At 66.1% G+C, this 14,380-nt stretch carries 17 protein-coding genes; 10 read left to right on the top strand and 7 right to left on the bottom strand.

Features of this window, described 5'->3' with window-relative positions:
* Window positions 1-23: 23 nt before the first annotated feature.
* On the top strand, window positions 24-590 hold the full coding sequence (gene dcd, locus CLM74_RS15255) for a dCTP deaminase (protein ID WP_025876117.1): 567 nt from the start codon (window positions 24-26) through the stop codon (window positions 588-590).
* Between the two features lie 99 nt (window positions 591-689).
* Here dcd and CLM74_RS21680 read toward each other — a convergent pair whose 3' ends face one another.
* The 3 genes from CLM74_RS21680 to CLM74_RS15245 are packed head-to-tail and all read right to left on the bottom strand — an operon-like array spanning window position 690 to window position 1,963.
* On the bottom strand, window positions 690-857 hold the full coding sequence (locus CLM74_RS21680) for a DUF5668 domain-containing protein (protein ID WP_025876120.1): 168 nt from the start codon (window positions 855-857) through the stop codon (window positions 690-692).
* A 15-nt stretch (window positions 858-872) separates the two neighbouring features.
* Window positions 873-1,295 (bottom strand): HIT family protein, encoded by a 423-nt coding sequence (locus tag CLM74_RS15250; RefSeq protein WP_032975033.1) that lies wholly within the window; start codon window positions 1,293-1,295, stop codon window positions 873-875.
* Window positions 1,292-1,963, bottom strand: a complete 672-nt coding sequence (locus CLM74_RS15245; RefSeq protein WP_105164439.1) for a dienelactone hydrolase family protein — start codon at window positions 1,961-1,963, stop codon at window positions 1,292-1,294. Before CLM74_RS15245 ends, CLM74_RS15250 begins: the two co-directional genes overlap by 4 nt.
* Window positions 1,964-2,072: 109 nt before the next feature.
* Between CLM74_RS15245 and CLM74_RS15240 the strand changes: the two genes are divergently transcribed.
* From CLM74_RS15240 to CLM74_RS15230, 4 genes are all read left to right on the top strand, one after another.
* A complete protein-coding gene (locus CLM74_RS15240) occupies window positions 2,073-2,300 on the top strand; it encodes a hypothetical protein (RefSeq protein WP_105164438.1) in 228 nt (75 codons plus the stop codon).
* Window positions 2,275-2,994, top strand: a complete 720-nt coding sequence (locus CLM74_RS21545) for a hypothetical protein (protein ID WP_158684158.1) — start codon at window positions 2,275-2,277, stop codon at window positions 2,992-2,994. Before CLM74_RS15240 ends, CLM74_RS21545 begins: the two co-directional genes overlap by 26 nt.
* A 181-nt stretch (window positions 2,995-3,175) precedes the next feature.
* Window positions 3,176-4,537 (top strand): 30S ribosomal protein S12 methylthiotransferase RimO, encoded by a 1,362-nt coding sequence (rimO, locus tag CLM74_RS15235; RefSeq protein WP_105164437.1) that lies wholly within the window; start codon window positions 3,176-3,178, stop codon window positions 4,535-4,537.
* Entirely contained in the window at window positions 4,534-5,352 is an 819-nt protein-coding gene (locus CLM74_RS15230) for a DUF3025 domain-containing protein (protein WP_105164436.1), read from the top strand. Before rimO ends, CLM74_RS15230 begins: the two co-directional genes overlap by 4 nt.
* Before the next feature lie 43 nt (window positions 5,353-5,395).
* Here CLM74_RS15230 and greB read toward each other — a convergent pair whose 3' ends face one another.
* Both greB and CLM74_RS15220 read right to left on the bottom strand, forming a co-directional pair.
* Window positions 5,396-5,911, bottom strand: a complete 516-nt coding sequence (gene greB / locus CLM74_RS15225; RefSeq protein ID WP_025876131.1) for a transcription elongation factor GreB — start codon at window positions 5,909-5,911, stop codon at window positions 5,396-5,398.
* A gap of 78 nt (window positions 5,912-5,989) precedes the next feature.
* Window positions 5,990-7,495 carry a helicase HerA-like domain-containing protein gene (locus CLM74_RS15220; protein ID WP_105164435.1) on the bottom strand — a complete coding sequence of 502 codons (1,506 nt, stop codon included), beginning with the start codon at window positions 7,493-7,495 and terminating at the stop codon, window positions 5,990-5,992.
* Window positions 7,496-7,617: 122 nt separating this feature from the next.
* Here CLM74_RS15220 and CLM74_RS15215 point away from each other — a divergent pair, with 122 nt between their 5' ends.
* The gene (locus tag CLM74_RS15215; protein ID WP_105164434.1) at window positions 7,618-9,228 is read left to right on the top strand and encodes a transglycosylase SLT domain-containing protein; all 1,611 of its coding nucleotides are present in this window, start codon (window positions 7,618-7,620) and stop codon (window positions 9,226-9,228) included.
* Between the two features lie 23 nt (window positions 9,229-9,251).
* Window positions 9,252-9,599: a ribonuclease E inhibitor RraB gene (locus CLM74_RS15210; RefSeq protein WP_025876137.1), complete on the top strand. Its 348-nt coding sequence runs from the start codon at window positions 9,252-9,254 to the stop codon at window positions 9,597-9,599.
* A gap of 92 nt (window positions 9,600-9,691) precedes the next feature.
* Here CLM74_RS15210 and asd read toward each other — a convergent pair whose 3' ends face one another.
* Together asd and CLM74_RS15200 are read right to left on the bottom strand one after the other, a co-directional pair.
* A complete protein-coding gene (asd, locus tag CLM74_RS15205) occupies window positions 9,692-10,534 on the bottom strand; it encodes an archaetidylserine decarboxylase (protein ID WP_025876139.1) in 843 nt (280 codons plus the stop codon).
* On the bottom strand, window positions 10,531-11,181 hold the full coding sequence (locus tag CLM74_RS15200) for an SCO family protein (protein WP_032975016.1): 651 nt from the start codon (window positions 11,179-11,181) through the stop codon (window positions 10,531-10,533). The genes asd and CLM74_RS15200 overlap by 4 nt, the downstream gene beginning before the upstream one ends.
* Window positions 11,182-11,304: 123 nt before the next feature.
* Between CLM74_RS15200 and prmB the strand changes: the two genes are divergently transcribed.
* Genes prmB through CLM74_RS15185 form a run of 3 tightly spaced genes read left to right on the top strand, consistent with a single transcriptional unit; the run spans window position 11,305 to window position 14,364 of the window.
* Complete coding sequence (gene prmB, locus CLM74_RS15195; protein ID WP_025876143.1) at window positions 11,305-12,234, top strand: 50S ribosomal protein L3 N(5)-glutamine methyltransferase; 930 nt, start codon at window positions 11,305-11,307, stop codon at window positions 12,232-12,234.
* Window positions 12,231-13,334: a chorismate synthase gene (aroC, locus tag CLM74_RS15190; RefSeq protein WP_025876145.1), complete on the top strand. Its 1,104-nt coding sequence runs from the start codon at window positions 12,231-12,233 to the stop codon at window positions 13,332-13,334. The genes prmB and aroC overlap by 4 nt, the downstream gene beginning before the upstream one ends.
* Window positions 13,327-14,364, top strand: coding sequence for a D-glycerate dehydrogenase (locus CLM74_RS15185; RefSeq protein ID WP_105164433.1), 1,038 nt, complete (start codon window positions 13,327-13,329; stop codon window positions 14,362-14,364). Before aroC ends, CLM74_RS15185 begins: the two co-directional genes overlap by 8 nt.
* Window positions 14,365-14,380 lie beyond the last annotated feature (16 nt).

The raw sequence follows: 14,380 nt of genomic DNA, 5'->3' as shown, positions 1-14,380 counted from the left end.
CCCCCTCGCACCCAGGACAGAGCATGAGCATCAAGAGTGACCGTTGGATCCGCCGGATGTCCGAACAGCACGGCATGATCGAGCCGTATGAGGCCGGGCAGGTCAAGCAGGCCAACGGCGAGCGCATCGTCAGCTACGGCACTTCCAGCTACGGCTACGACGTGCGCTGCTCGCGCGAGTTCAAGGTGTTCACCAACATCAACTCGACGATCGTGGACCCCAAGCATTTCGATCCGGGCAGCTTCGTCGATATCGTCGGTGACGAGTGCATCATTCCGCCGAACAGCTTCGCGCTGGCGCGCACGGTCGAGTATTTCCGCATTCCGCGCGACACCCTGGTGGTGTGCCTGGGCAAGAGCACCTATGCGCGCTGCGGCATCATCGTCAACGTGACCCCGCTGGAGCCGGAGTGGGAAGGCCACGTGACCCTGGAATTCAGCAACACCACGCCGCTGCCGGCGCGCATCTACGCCAATGAAGGCGTGGCGCAGATGCTGTTCTTCCAGTCCGATGAAGTGTGCGAGACCTCGTACAAGGACCGCGGCGGCAAGTACCAGGGCCAGACCGGCGTGACCCTGCCGCGCACCTGACAGCTTGCGTCAGCGCGTATCGGTAGCGCCGGGCCATGCCCGGCGTTTCCGTTTTGTGGGTCCGCGCGCTGCGTTCGCCGGGCATGGCCCGGCGCTACCTTATTTGCCGCGACCGAACAGGATCGCGATGCCTACGGCCACCAGGCCGAGCGGCCACCAGGTCAACAGCAGGCGCGACAGGTTCAGGTTGGTCCAGCCCAGGTTGCTGGCCAGCATGAACAGGCCGATCAGGATCAGCAGGATGGCGGCGACGATATTGAATCGCATCGGGTCGGCACTGGCTCAGGAATGGGCTGGATATCCTAGCCGTTCCTTCCAGTAGGCGACATGCTGGTCCAGCGCGGCCGGCTCATAGCGGTGCGCCGGGCCACTGCCCCAGACCGGTCCCGGCCACGCCGGATCGCCGTCGTGGCGGCCGATCACGTGGAAATGCAGCTGGCGCACGATGTTGCCCAGCGCGCCGATGTTGATCTTCTCCACCCCGTCCGAACCGTGCAGGGCCTTGCAGGCGCGGTTGAGCTCGGTGCGCAGCTTGTCCTGCTGCTCGCCGTCCAGCTCGATCCACTCGGTCACCCCGGCCAGACGTGGCACCAGGACCAGCCAGGGGAATCGTTCGTCGTTCATCAGTCGCACTTGCGACAACGGGCCTTCGGCCACCAGTACGCTATCGGTGGCCAGGCGTGAATCGAGTTCGAAATCGCTCATCCAAGATGCTCCGAGAAGAAGTCCAGGGTGCGTTGCAGCGCCAGGGCGGCGCTGTCTGGATCATACGCATGTCCGACCTCGCGGTTGAAGGCATGGTCGGCCGGATAGACGTAGGTCGCCATCTGCGGCAGCTTCTCACGGTGTGCTTGGATCGCCTCCGGCGGGATGCTCTTGTCCTGCGCGCCGAAGTGGAACATCACCGGGGCCTTCGGCGTCTCGTCCAGGAACTGCACGTTGCGCGCGCCGTAGTAGCTCACCGAGGGCAGGCCCAGGCGTAGCGCGGACAGCAGGGCGACGCTGCCACCCCAGCAGTAGCCGACCGTGCCGACCTTGCCGTGCGGGGCCAGCCGGGTTGCCGCGGCGCGGACCACTTCCAGTGCCTTTTCCATGCCCAGCGCGGTGACCCGTGCCAGCCCATCCTTCACGCCCTCGGGGCTGTAGGGCAGGGCATCCGGGTCGGCCTCGGGGCCGTCGACCAGGTCGAAGAACGACGGCGCCAACACGGCGTAGCCCTGGGCCGCGAACCGTTCGGCGACGCCGCGGATATGCGGGTTGGCGCCGAAGATCTCCTGCACCACCACCAGCGCGCCGCGGGGTTTGCCCTCGGGCAGTGCCTGCCAGGCGCGGACCGGGCCGTAATGCGTATCCAGGGTGATCCATTCGGACATCGGGGGTACCTCGTTGCAGGGGCCAGGCCTGCATTGTCGGTGCTGGGCGGGTTAGCGCGATGTCAGCGGCTGTGCGGGATCGGGTGGCTGGGTGTTCAGGGGCGGGCGCATGGTCGCCATGTCAGTTGAGTGGGCTCCGGATTTTCTGACTGCAGAATCGGCTGCCTCTGACGATGATTTCATTAAAGCGTCCGGTGGAATGGAAAAGGTCAACGAATATGATTTGAAGGCTGATTTTATGGGGCGGTGGCGCCGCCGGGAGGCGCAGGGGCTGTTTCAGGTCGGTGTTCTATATTTTCTTCGGATCATGGATGGGAACGATTTTGATGAATACTAAACGGATTATTGGAGGAGTTTGGATGGCTGCTCTCGCACTGGCGTCTGCTTCAGCGCACGCGAGTGACAGGTCCTATACGGATCATGAGCTGGCGTCACGTGATGGAAAGAAGTGGATAACAAGGACTGCTGCTCTGACCGACTTCGATGGAGGTCAGGTTGTTGTCGAGTTGCGGTTGTTCGAAGATGGCAAGGGCGGGCTTGTCTATCGCTATGACGATCAAACCGAGGCTACCAAGCTCTATCATCAGGCTTCGTGTGAGGAAACCGGCGCTGAAGTCAGGCGCGGTGATACGGTTCTTGGAGGTGAGTCTGTGGCCGCGTGGTCATGCATGGGGGTTGCTGACAAGCAGGCGGAGTCAGAGAAATCGACGGAGAGTACGGATGCCCCGCGAGCGGCCTATTACGTGCATGCTTTGGCGCCCAGCGGCAGCGCGCCTTTGGGGGTCAACTTCCACTCGGTAGGAATTGCCCGTTATCAAAGTTCCATTGCAGGGGAGTCCAATGGCAATGTCTCGATTGACAATGGTCGTTGTACTGCATCTGCTGTCGATCATCATACCGGCCCATTTGTTGGCAGCTACGAGCTCAAGGTGGTTTGTATTGGCACTCAGCGAGGACGGCTCAATACCTCCATGTCAGCATGTATTCCGAGGGTATGTTCGACAGATGTCGGGGCCGTGGACGTGATTTAAGGTGTCCTGCGGGAGTTGGCGGAGGCATTTCAAGGGCTGGGCGGGCCGGGGGAGGGGCGATTCAGTTCCACCCACCAAGACCATCCGCCAACCCCGGTATACTGGCGCCCTTTCAGGCCCCGGCCCCCAGGTCCCCCTGCCATGCCGGCAGGGGCCCAGGCCCCCAGAGTCCCGCGATTCCATGCCCCAGCTGAACCCCAAAGTCGGCTTCGTCAGCCTTGGCTGCCCGAAGGCCCTCGTCGATTCCGAGCGCATCCTCACCCAGCTGCGGTCGGAAGGCTACGACATCGTCCCGTCCTACGATTCGGCCGACGTGGTGGTGGTCAACACCTGTGGCTTCATCGATTCGGCGGTGACCGAATCGCTGGATGCCATCGGCGAGGCGATGAACCAGAACGGCAAGGTCATCGTCACCGGCTGCCTGGGCAAGCGCCCGGAGCAGATCCGCGAGGCGTACCCGAACGTGCTGGCGGTGTCCGGGCCGCAGGATTACCAGAGCGTGATGGAAGCGGTGCATGCGGCGCTGCCGCCCAAGCACGACCCGTTCGTGGATCTGGTGCCGGACTACGGCATCAAGCTGACCCCGCGCCACTACGCATACCTGAAGATTTCCGAAGGCTGCAACCACCACTGCAGCTTCTGCATCATTCCGTCGATGCGCGGCAAGCTGGTCTCGCGTCCCGTGGACGAGGTGCTGCGCGAAGCCGAGCGCCTGGTGCGCGGCGGTGTGCGCGAACTGCTGGTGGTTTCGCAGGACACCTCTGCCTACGGCGTGGATGTGAAGTACGCCGAGAAGATGTGGCGCGACAAGGCCTACCAGACCCGCCTGAAGGCACTGTGCGAAGGCCTGTCCGAACTGGATGCGTGGGTGCGCATGCACTACGTCTATCCGTATCCGCACGTCGATGACGTGGTGCCGCTGATGGCCGAGAACCGGATCCTGCCGTACCTGGACATCCCGTTCCAGCACGCCAGCCCGCGCATCCTGCGCCTGATGAAGCGCCCCGGCGCGGTCGAGAAGACCCTGGAGCGGGTGCAGAACTGGCGCCGCATCGCGCCGGACATCACCGTGCGTTCGACCTTCATCGTCGGTTTCCCGGGCGAGACCGAGGCCGAGTTCGAAGAGCTGCTGTCCTTCCTGGACGAAGCGCAGCTGGACCGCGTCGGTGCGTTCGCCTACTCGCCGGTGGAGGGCGCTACGGCCAACAACCTGCCGGACCCGGTGCCGGAAGAAGTGAAGCAGGAACGACTGGCGCGCTTCATGGAGAAGCAGGCGCAGATTTCGGCTTCGCGTCTGGAAGCCAAGATCGGCACGGTGCAGCAATGCCTGGTCGATGCCATCGAAGGCGATATCGCGGTGGCCCGTTCCAAGGCCGATGCGCCGGAGATCGACGGCCTGGTGCATATCCAGAACGCAGACCAGGTGGCGTTGCGCGTGGGTGAGTTCGTCGACGTGGAAATCACCGAGAGCGACGAGCACGATCTCTACGGCGACGCACTGCCGCCGACCACGCGCCCGGCATTCGACCTCAAGGTGCTGTGACCGGGGCGGAGGCTGCTGATGGCGGCCCCCGCCGCTTCGTGCCGCCGCTGCGTGCAGCGGTGGACAGGGCTGCGTTCGATCATCCGCTGTTTGCCGGTATCGCCGGGTTCGGTGATCTGCTGACGGCAGCGGACTGGCCACGCGTGGTCGATCTGGACGCGCGCCTGGCGCTGCCGGGCAAGCGCTTTGTTGAACAGGATGCGGCGTTGCTGGCAGACGGCCTGCATTACGAAACGCGCATTGCCGAAGGGCGCATCGCAACCCGTGCGGGCAACTGGCACGACCTGTTCAACGCCCTGGTCTGGGCACGCTACCTGCCGATCAAGTGCGCACTCAACGCGCAGCAATGCCGGCACATCGAGGGCATGGCCGCAGGACACCGCAACCGCGCGCAGGCCGCGCTGACCCAGTTCGATGAAACCGGCGTGGTGGTGCGCGTGTGCGATCCGGCGTTGCTTGCAGCCTGGGATGCTCACCAGTGGCGCGTGCTGTTCGAGCCGATCCATTGGCAGTCAGGACGGATCGCCATCGCCGCGGTATTCGGTCATGCCTTGATGGAACAGGCGCTGCTGCCGGGCCGGCTGCTGGTCGGCAAATGCGTGGTGCTGCAGGGCGATGACGATGCGGGCTGCATTGACACGGTCGCGCGCGCCATCGAGGAGGGCAGGGTGCTGCTCGATCCCTTGGAACTGCGTCCGCTGCCATTGGCGGGTATTCCCGGCTGGCACACCGACCAGGCGCCAGCCTTTTACGCGAACGACGATTATTTCCGTCCGCTGCGCGAAGGGCGCCGCTATCCGCCGCCGCTTCTGTAGAACCGGGCCCATGCCCGGCTGAGCGCCGCTGCCCGCCACAGGCTCAGCCGTTGGCCGCGGTCTCGTACTCCACACCGATCACCGCAAAGGTGTGGTTGCCACTGGGTAGTTCCACTGAAAACTCATCATCGAGGCGCTTCTTCAACAAGGCCCGCGCCAAGGGCGAATCGATGCTGATCCAGCCCAGCCCCGCATCGGTCTCATCCGGCCCGACGATGCGGTAGCGGCTGGTCTGCCCGCTGTCCACGTTCTCCAGCTCAACCCACGCACCGAAGAACACCGCTTGCGGATCAGTCGGCGTGGTGTCGACCACGCGCAGCGATTCCAGGCGCTTGGTCAGGTAGCGCACGCGACGATCGATCTCGCCCAGCTGCTTCTTGCGGTAGGTGTATTCGGCATTCTCCGAGCGATCGCCTTCGGCCGCGGCTGCTGCCAGCGCCTTGACCACCTCGGGTCGACGCACCCGCCACAACTCATCCAGCTCGGCCTTCAAACGTGCATGGCCGGCGGCGGTGATCAGCGCGGTGCTCTTTTCTGCGGGGGGACGCCAACGCGACATGTAATGCGGCTTCTCGTGCGGAATGAAACAACTACGGCGCGCCGTTGCCGGCGCGCCGCAAAGGAACTGCCGGGGCTCTCAGCGCTTGCCGCCGAAGATGCCACCGAGGATGCCGCGCACGATCTGGTTGCCCAGCTTGGTGCCGACCGTACGCGTGGTCTGCTTGGCCATCGTCTCGATCATGCCCTGGCGGCGCTTGGTGCCGAAAATGGCGTCCTTGATCGACTGCCCGAAACCGCCTTCCTGCGCCTCGTCCTGCTCACGGCTGCGCGCGGCCGGGGCATCGGTTTTCTCGACGGCCTTCTGCGCGCGCTGCGCCAGCAGTTCGGCTGCCGATTCGCGGTTGACGGCAGTGTCGTAGCGCGTGCCGACCGGGCTGCCGGCACGCACCTGCGTACGTTCGGTGTCGGTGACCGGTCCCATGCGGCAGCGGGGTGGCGCGATCATCGTCTGCTGCACCGGCATCGGCACGCCCTTGTCCTGTAGCGTGGAGACCAGCGCTTCGCCGGTACCGAGCTGGCTGAGCACCTTCACCACATCGAGCTTCGGGTTCGGCACGAAGGTCTCGGCGGCGGTCTTCACCGCCTTCTGGTCGCGCGGGGTGAATGCGCGCAGCGCGTGCTGTACCCGGTTGCCGAGCTGGCCAAGGATGTTGGCCGGCACGTCGTCCGGGAACTGCGAGCAGAAGTACACGCCCACGCCCTTGGAACGGATCAGCCGCACCACCTGTTCGATGCGCTGTACCAGAGCGGGCGGCGCATCGTCGAACAGCAGGTGCGCTTCGTCGAAAATGAAGACCAGCTTCGGCTTGTCGAGGTCGCCCACTTCGGGCAGCTGCTCGAACAGCTCCGACAACAGCCACAGCAGGAACGTGGAGTACAGCTTGGGCTTGAGCACCAGCTGATCGGCGGCAAGGATGCCGATGACACCGCGGCCGTCATGGTTGACCCGCATGATGTCGGCCAGTTCCAGCGCCGGTTCGCCGAAGAAATGCTCGCCGCCGTCCTGCGCCAGCCGCAGCAGGGCGCGCTGGATGGCGGCCACCGACTGCGCACTGACCAGGCCGTACTCGGTGGAGATGTCCTTGCGCTCCTCTGCCACCAGGCCGAGCAAGGCGCGCAGGTCGTCCATGTCCAGCAGCAGCAGGCCGCGGTCGTCGGCCAGCTTGAACACGATGTCGAGCACGCCGGCCTGGGTGTCGTTCAATTCCAGGATGCGGGCCAGCAGGGTCGGGCCCATCTCGCTCACGGTGGTGCGAACCGGGTGGCCGAGCTTGCCGTACAGGTCCCAGAACACGGTGGGGCTGGCGGCCGGGGCATAGTCGCTCACGCCGATCTCGGCCGCGCGCTTGAGCAGGTTCTCGGCGCCGGTGCCCGGCACGGCCAGGCCGGAGACATCGCCCTTCACATCGGCCAGGAACACCGGTACCCCGATCCGCGAGAAGCCCTCGGCCAGGGTCATCAGGGTCACGGTCTTGCCGGTGCCGGTGGCGCCGGCGACCAGCCCATGGCGGTTGCCGAGTCTCGGCAGCAGGGTGACAGCCACATCGTCGGTGATGCCTTTGCCGAGCAGAATCGGATCCATGGTCCAGCCCTTGTGATGAATGTGCCAATGTTAACCGCCGACAGTGACGGGCCGAAGGTCGGCTTGCCCCGACCTTGGCAGCGCCGCTACTCTGCCTGCCTGTTTCATACACAGTGCCACCAATGCCCGTTCCTGTCCTGATTTCCCGCACCTGGCCGCTGCTGGCCCTGGCTGGCCTGGTTTCCCTGGCACCGGAGGCCCACGCACAGCGGGTTTCGGCCCGGGACAAGGTGAAGGTGGATGCCCTGCAGCAGCGCATGACTGCAGCCGAGAAGCGCTACAGCGATGCCGTTCTGCTGGTGGCCAACGCCGATCCGAAGGGGCGCAACGAGGCCGATGCCGCGCTGGAGGACATGGAAGATGTCATCAGCGAATGCGTGAAGCAGAAGGGCTGCCAGATGAGCAACATGCTGGCGACCTACAAGCGCCTGCTCAAGCACGATGCCGATGCCGCCGCCGATGATGACGTGGCCGATGAAGCCGGCGACCGCCTGGAAGCCGACCCGGACCATGTCGGCCCGCTGGCTGCCGACGTGCCCGAGGCGGCCCGCGCAGCGGCGCTGCTGAACGACAAGCGCCATGCCTTCGACAACATGGTCGAGTACAACCCCGCCGTGCAGGCCGGCATCCGCCGCTGGCTGACCGACATGCGCCCGGCGCTGATGACCACCTACGAGAACTACCAGAACCTGCGTGCGGTGATGTGGCCGGAATGGGAGAAGCGCGGCCTGCCCGAGGCGCTGCTGTTCGGCATCATGGCCAAGGAATCCAACGGCCGTGTACATGCGTCCTCGCGTGCGGGCGCCGCGGGCCTGATGCAGTTCATGCCGGCTACCGGCCGCCGCTTCGGCCTCGGCCCGGACGGTACCGGTTTCGATACCCGCTTCGATGCGCGCAGCGCCGCTGAAGCCAGCGCGACGTACCTCAACGAGCGGATGCGTGAGCTCAACAACAACGTCGAACTGTCGCTGGCCGGCTACAACGGCGGTGAGGGCCGCGCAGCGCGCGTCTACAAGCAGTACCCGGGCCAGAGCTTCTGGGTGGACAGCGTCTACAACCAGTTCCCGGGCGAAACCAAGGACTACGTGCCGATGGTGATCGCCGCGTCCTGGATCTTCCTGCACCCCCAGCAGTACGGCGTGGAGTTCCCGAAGATCAACGCGCAGCCGGCCACCATCCGCCTGGCCCGCTCGACCACGATCTACGAACTGACCATCTGCCTGGGCAGCCATGGCACCCGCGATGGCTACATGCGCGCATTGCGCAACCTCAACGCGCGCTATGAGGCCGATGGCTGGATTCCGGCAGGAACCCTCATCAACGCCACCAACCGCATTGCTGGCCTGTACGCGCGCAACTGCGTCAGCGGCCCGCGTGCCGATCTGGCCCGCACCCTGATCACCGCCGACCTCAATGCCGCGATCGTGCGCCCGAGTGCTGCCAGCTACACCGGCAGCGTGGCCGTGGGCGGGGTGGTGCCGGTGGTCGATCCCAATGCCGCCAGCAGCGTGCCGACCACGCCCGCCGCGCCGGTGGCTGCGCCGCGCCCGGCGCCGGCCCCGCGCGCCAAGCCGGCCCGCAGCTACAAGGTCGGCAAGGGTGAGACCCTGGGCCGGATCGCCGCGAAGTTCCAGTGCGATGTGCCGGTGCTGGCCCGCGCCAATGGCCTCAAGGCCCCCGGCTACAGCCTGCGCCACGGCCAGGTGCTGAAGCTGCAGGGCTGCGACAAATAATCTTTCCGCAATCTGGATATCGCATGGACCTCGAAGACACCCGCAACCTGTTCACCAACCTCCGCGAGAACACCGACTGGGACCTGGACGCCCCGCTGCTGTGGGGGTACTTCTTCGTGCACTCCACCGCCGAGCCGCTGCACGCACTGGCCACCCACCTGCAGGCACAGGGTTATGTGCTGGTGGAAGTGTTCGAGCAGGAGCCGGAAGACGGTGAGGCTGCATTCCACGTGCTGCATGTGGAGCGCGTGGAAGTGCACGACGAAACCTCGCTGGACAAGCGCAACCAGGAACTGAGCGCGCTGGCCACGCAGATGGGCGTGGAAGACTACGACGGCATGGACGTCGGCCCGGCGCCGACCCTGCAGTAACGCCCGCATCCGGTAGTGCCGGCCGCTGGCCGGCAACGCTCGATGCGTTGGATCAATGGAGATGCCGGCCAGCGGCCGGCACTACCGCAGAATCAGCGCAGCTTGGCCAGTGCCTGGCCCAGCTGTACCGGATGCTCGGCATCCAGGTGCGGGGCGAATTCGGCCACGCCCGGCGGCAGCAGCACGATCACGGTCGAGCCGTAATTGAAGCGCGCCATCTCTTCGAAGCGCTGCAGGGTGATGCCGCGGCCCCGGTAATCCTTGCGGGTGATGCGGTCGCCGTAGTGCGGAATCTCTTCGCCGCTCCACACCGTTTCCACGCCCGACACCAGCAGCGCACCGACCATCACGCTGACCATCGGGCCGAAGCTGGTATCGAAATGGCAGACCAGGCGTTCGTTGCGTGCGAACAGGCCAGGCACGTTGTTCACCGCGGCCGGGCCGACGCTGAACAGGCGACCGGGCACGTGCACGGTTTCGCGCAGGGTGCCGGTCCACGGCATGTGCACGCGGTGGTAGTCGCGCGGCGACAGGTACACCGTGGCATACAGGCCCTCGTTGAACGGCTTGGCGTCCTCGGCGCTGCCCAACAGCTCGGCGGCGGTGAACGACTGCCCCTTGGCCTGGAAGATGCGCCCGGCGTCGATCTTTCCGAGCTGGCTGATGCGGCCGTCCGCCGGCATCACCAGGCTGCGCGGATCGGCATCGGCCACGCGCGCGCCGGGTTTCAGCGCGCGGGTGAAGAACTGGTTGAAGGTCGGGTAGCTGCGCGGGTCCGGATTGGCCGCTTCATCCAGGTTGACGTTGAACTTGCGGGTGACCGTGTCGATCAGCCAGCGCGATACGCGCGGGTTGTCCGAGTACGCCAGCGAACGCGCCATCGAGGACAGCAGGCGGTGGGGCAGGACGTACGTCAGGGCGGTGGTCAGACTCATGGGGCGGATTTCTCGGTCAGCTTCTGCAGGTCGCGGGCGATCGCCGGCGCATTGAACGGGGGCCGCACCAGGCCGGCAAGCCGGCCCTGCGGATCGAGCACGGCCAGGCTGGCGGAGTGCTCGAGGGTGTAATCCTCGGGATTCTCGTCGAAGTGCTTGCCCGGCACCTTCTGGAACACGAAGCCCAGCGAGGTGGCAAAGCGCTCCAGCGAGGGGATGTCGGCAGTCGCCGCCAGGGTGTCCTTGTGGAAGCCATGGGCGTACTCGCCCAGGCGCGTGGCGGTGTCGCGCTCCGGGTCGACCGAGACGAACAGCACGCGCGGGCGCAGGCCGTCGGGCAGGGCTTCCCACTGGTTCTGCGCCCCGGCCAGCTCGGCCAGGGTGGTCGGGCAGACGTCGGGACAGAACGTGAAGCCGAGGAACACCAGGGTCCAGTGGCCCTTCAGTTCGCCGGGAATCAGCCGCGTGCCGTCGGACTGGGCCAGGTTGTAGTCGGGCAGGGTGCGCGGCTGCGGGTACAGGGTGATCGCTTCGGTGGCCGGCTGCCCGGCCGGCGGCTTCGGCGCGAACACCTGCTGGGCGGCGAGCAGGCCAAGGCCCGCCGCCAGGGCGATCAGCAGGATGATGCCGACGTTGCGATTGAACATGGGATTCCGCCGCAGGAAGTGGCCACCATCATACCGGCTGCGGCTGGATCGTTTCTGCCGCAACGGATGCCGGCGCAGGCGGCAACCCCTATAATCGGGGGCCACTTTGCCCGCAGTACCGCCATGACCGCTGAAACGGCCGCCGAACTCCACACGATCATCGATCTGATCCGCTACGGCACCAGCCGTTTCAATGCTGCGGGCCTGACCTTCGGGCACAGCTACGACAATGCCCTGGACGAGGCCACCCAGCTGGTGCTGCACGGCCTGCACCTGCCGCACGACCTCGGCCCGGCCTACGGCCAGGCGCGCCTGCTGCGCGAAGAGAAGCTGGCGGTGCTGGAGCTGTTCCAGCGCCGCATCGACGAGCGCATCCCGGCTGCCTACCTGACCGGCGAAGCCTGGTTCGCCGGCCTCAGCTTCAAGAGCGACACGCGCGCCTTGGTGCCGCGTTCGCCGATCGCCGAACTGATCGAGTGCGGCTTCGAGCCGTGGCTGGCCGGCCGCGATGTCAACCGCGCGCTGGACCTGTGCACCGGTTCGGGCTGCATCGCCATCGCCATGGGCCACTACTATCCGAACTGGGAAGTGGACGGCGTGGACCTCAGCGATGAGGCGCTGTCACTGGCCGAAGAGAACAAGGAACGCCTGCAGGCGCACAACGTGACCCTGCTGAAGTCGGACCTGTTCAACGGCCTGACCGGTCGCCACTACGACCTGATCGTCACCAACCCGCCGTACGTCACCAACGACGAGACCGACGCCCTGCCGCAGGAATACTCCTACGAGCCGGAGATGGGCCTGCGTGCCGGCGACGACGGCCTGGACCTGGTGCTGAAGATCCTGCGCGACGCGCCGCTGCACCTGAGCGAGGACGGCCTGCTGATCTGTGAAGTGGGCGAATCCGAACAGCACCTGATCAAGCTGCTGCCGGAAGTGGATTTCGCCTGGGTCGAATTCAAGGTCGGCCAGATGGGCATCTTCGCGGTCGAGTGCCGCGAGCTGATCGCCCACAGCGCGCGCATCACCGAACTGGCGGCGCAGCGCCCGTGAGCTCCAATTCGTTCGGCAAGCTGTTCACCGTCACCACGTTCGGCGAATCGCACGGGCCGGCCATCGGCTGCGTGATCGATGGCTGCCCGCCGGGGCTGGCGCTGGACGCGGCCGAATTCAACCATGACCTGCAGCGTCGCGCCACCGGCAAGAGCCGGCATACGTCGGCGCGGCGCGAGGCCGACGAGGTCGAGATCCTGTCCGGGGTGTACGAGGGCCTGACCACCGGCACTCCGATCGCGCTGCTGATCCGCAACACCGACCAGCGCAGCAAGGACTACAGCAACATCGGCCAGCAGTTCCGTCCGGGGCATGCCGACTACAGCTACTGGCACAAGTACGGCATCCGCGACCCGCGCGGTGGTGGCCGCTCCTCGGCGCGCGAGACCACCATGCGCGTAGCTGCTGGCGTGGTCGCCAAGAAATGGCTGGCCGAGCGTTTCGGCATCACCGTGCGCGGCTACCTGTCGCAGCTGGGCGAGATCACTCCGGCCGGTTTCGACTGGTCGGTAGTCGAGGAGAATCCGTTCTTCTGGCCGCACGCCGCACAGGTGCCCGAGCTGGAGGCGTACATGGATGCGCTGCGCAAGTCCGGCGATTCGGTCGGTGCCTGCGTGGACGTGGTCGCCGACAATGTACCGCCGGGCTGGGGCGAGCCGATCTACGGCAAGCTTGATGGCGAGCTCGCGGCCGCACTGATGAGCATCAACGCGGTGAAGGGCGTGGAGATCGGCGACGGTTTCGCCAGCGCCATGCAGAAGGGCACCGAACACCGTGACCTGCTGACCCCGCAGGGTTTTGCCAGCAACCATGCCGGCGGCATTCTCGGTGGCATTTCCACCGGCCAGCCGGTGGTCGCCTCGATGGTGCTCAAGCCGACTTCCAGCCTGCGCCTGCCCGGTGAATCGCTGGATACGGCCGGCAATGTGGTGGAGGTGGTCACCACCGGCCGCCATGATCCCTGCGTCGGCATCCGCGCCACGCCCATCGCCGAGGCGATGATGGCCCTGGTGCTGATGGACCAGGCGCTGCGCCACCGCGCGCAGTGTGGCGATGTCGGCACCATCACTCCGCGCATTCCCGGCCAGCTTGATGGCTGATACGCGGCCGACGGTATGGGTGAGCCAGCCGCTGATCGACGCGGCCATCGCGCCGCTGCGCGATCGCGTGCAGCTGCGCACCACCGATACCGTCACCGCCTGGTCGCCACAGCAGATCGCCGCGCAGCTGGCCGACGTTGACGGGGCGATCATCACCCTCAACGAGCGCATCGGTGCGACCCAGGTCGCCGATGCCGCGCAGTTGAAGGTGATCGCCAATGTCGGCGTCGGCTACAACAATCTGGATGTCGACGCGCTCAGCGCCGCCGGCATTCTCGCCAGCAACACCTCGGACGTTCTCACCGAGACCACCGCCGATCTCGGCTTTGCGCTGTTGATGGCCACCGCGCGCCGGATCACCGAATCCGAGCGCTGGCTGCGCGAGGGCCAGTGGGGGCAGTGGTCGTTCCAGACCATGCTGGGGGCCGACATCCATGGCAGCACGCTGGGCATCCTCGGCATGGGCCGCATCGGCCAGGGCATCGCCCATCGCGGCGCGCACGGCTTCGGCATGAAGGTGCTCTACCACAACCGTTCGCGGCTGCCGGCCGATACCGAAGCCGCGCTCGGCGCGACCTACGTGGATCTGGACACGCTGCTGGCGCAGTCCGACCATCTGTTGACCGTGTTGCCATACACCGCCGCCTCGCACCACATCATCGACGCCGCCGCGCTGGCCAAGATGAAGCCGTCTGCCACCCTGGTGAACATCGCCCGCGGCGGCATCGTCGACGAACTGGCGCTGGCCGATGCACTGGCCAACGGTCGCCTGGCGGCGGCCGGCCTGGATGTCTACGAAGGCGAACCGAACGTGCGGCCGGAACTGCTGGCACTGCGCAACATCGTGCTGACCCCGCATATCGGCAGCGCATCGCTGGCCACGCGTACGGCCATGGTGCAGCTGGCCGTGGACAATCTGCTGGCCGGGCTTGGCCTGGATGGCAGCCCGTCGCGCATGCCGAGCGCGATCAACGCCGACGCGGCCCTTGCCGCGCGCGCGACCTCGGACAAAAAAAGCGGGAAACGATAGGGAACCTCCGCGCATC

Origin of the sequence: Stenotrophomonas sp. MYb57 (assembly GCF_002966815.1) — a bacterium.
GTDB classification, from domain to species: domain Bacteria; phylum Pseudomonadota; class Gammaproteobacteria; order Xanthomonadales; family Xanthomonadaceae; genus Stenotrophomonas; species Stenotrophomonas indicatrix.
The sequence above is the reverse complement of the archived record's forward strand: the minus strand, read 5'-3'. Positions and strand labels throughout refer to the sequence as shown.

Bases quoted from the DNA above. Each gene is read 5' to 3' on its own strand.
- asd (WP_025876139.1), bottom strand. From the start codon at position 10,534: ATGAGTCTGACCACCGCCCTGACGTACGTCCTGCCCCACCGCCTGCTG.
- CLM74_RS15185 (WP_105164433.1), top strand. From the start codon at position 13,327: ATGGCTGATACGCGGCCGACGGTATGGGTGAGCCAGCCGCTGATCGAC.
- CLM74_RS15200 (WP_032975016.1), bottom strand. From the start codon at position 11,181: ATGTTCAATCGCAACGTCGGCATCATCCTGCTGATCGCCCTGGCGGCG.
- CLM74_RS15240 (WP_105164438.1), top strand. From the start codon at position 2,073: ATGGTCGCCATGTCAGTTGAGTGGGCTCCGGATTTTCTGACTGCAGAA.
- prmB (WP_025876143.1), top strand. From the start codon at position 11,305: ATGACCGCTGAAACGGCCGCCGAACTCCACACGATCATCGATCTGATC.
- CLM74_RS15210 (WP_025876137.1), top strand. From the start codon at position 9,252: ATGGACCTCGAAGACACCCGCAACCTGTTCACCAACCTCCGCGAGAAC.
- dcd (WP_025876117.1), top strand. From the start codon at position 24: ATGAGCATCAAGAGTGACCGTTGGATCCGCCGGATGTCCGAACAGCAC.
- greB (WP_025876131.1), bottom strand. From the start codon at position 5,911: ATGTCGCGTTGGCGTCCCCCCGCAGAAAAGAGCACCGCGCTGATCACC.
- CLM74_RS15250 (WP_032975033.1), bottom strand. From the start codon at position 1,295: ATGAGCGATTTCGAACTCGATTCACGCCTGGCCACCGATAGCGTACTG.
- CLM74_RS15220 (WP_105164435.1), bottom strand. From the start codon at position 7,495: ATGGATCCGATTCTGCTCGGCAAAGGCATCACCGACGATGTGGCTGTC.
- CLM74_RS21680 (WP_025876120.1), bottom strand. From the start codon at position 857: ATGCGATTCAATATCGTCGCCGCCATCCTGCTGATCCTGATCGGCCTG.
- CLM74_RS15215 (WP_105164434.1), top strand. From the start codon at position 7,618: ATGCCCGTTCCTGTCCTGATTTCCCGCACCTGGCCGCTGCTGGCCCTG.
- CLM74_RS15245 (WP_105164439.1), bottom strand. From the start codon at position 1,963: ATGTCCGAATGGATCACCCTGGATACGCATTACGGCCCGGTCCGCGCC.
- rimO (WP_105164437.1), top strand. From the start codon at position 3,176: ATGCCCCAGCTGAACCCCAAAGTCGGCTTCGTCAGCCTTGGCTGCCCG.
- CLM74_RS21545 (WP_158684158.1), top strand. From the start codon at position 2,275: ATGGGAACGATTTTGATGAATACTAAACGGATTATTGGAGGAGTTTGG.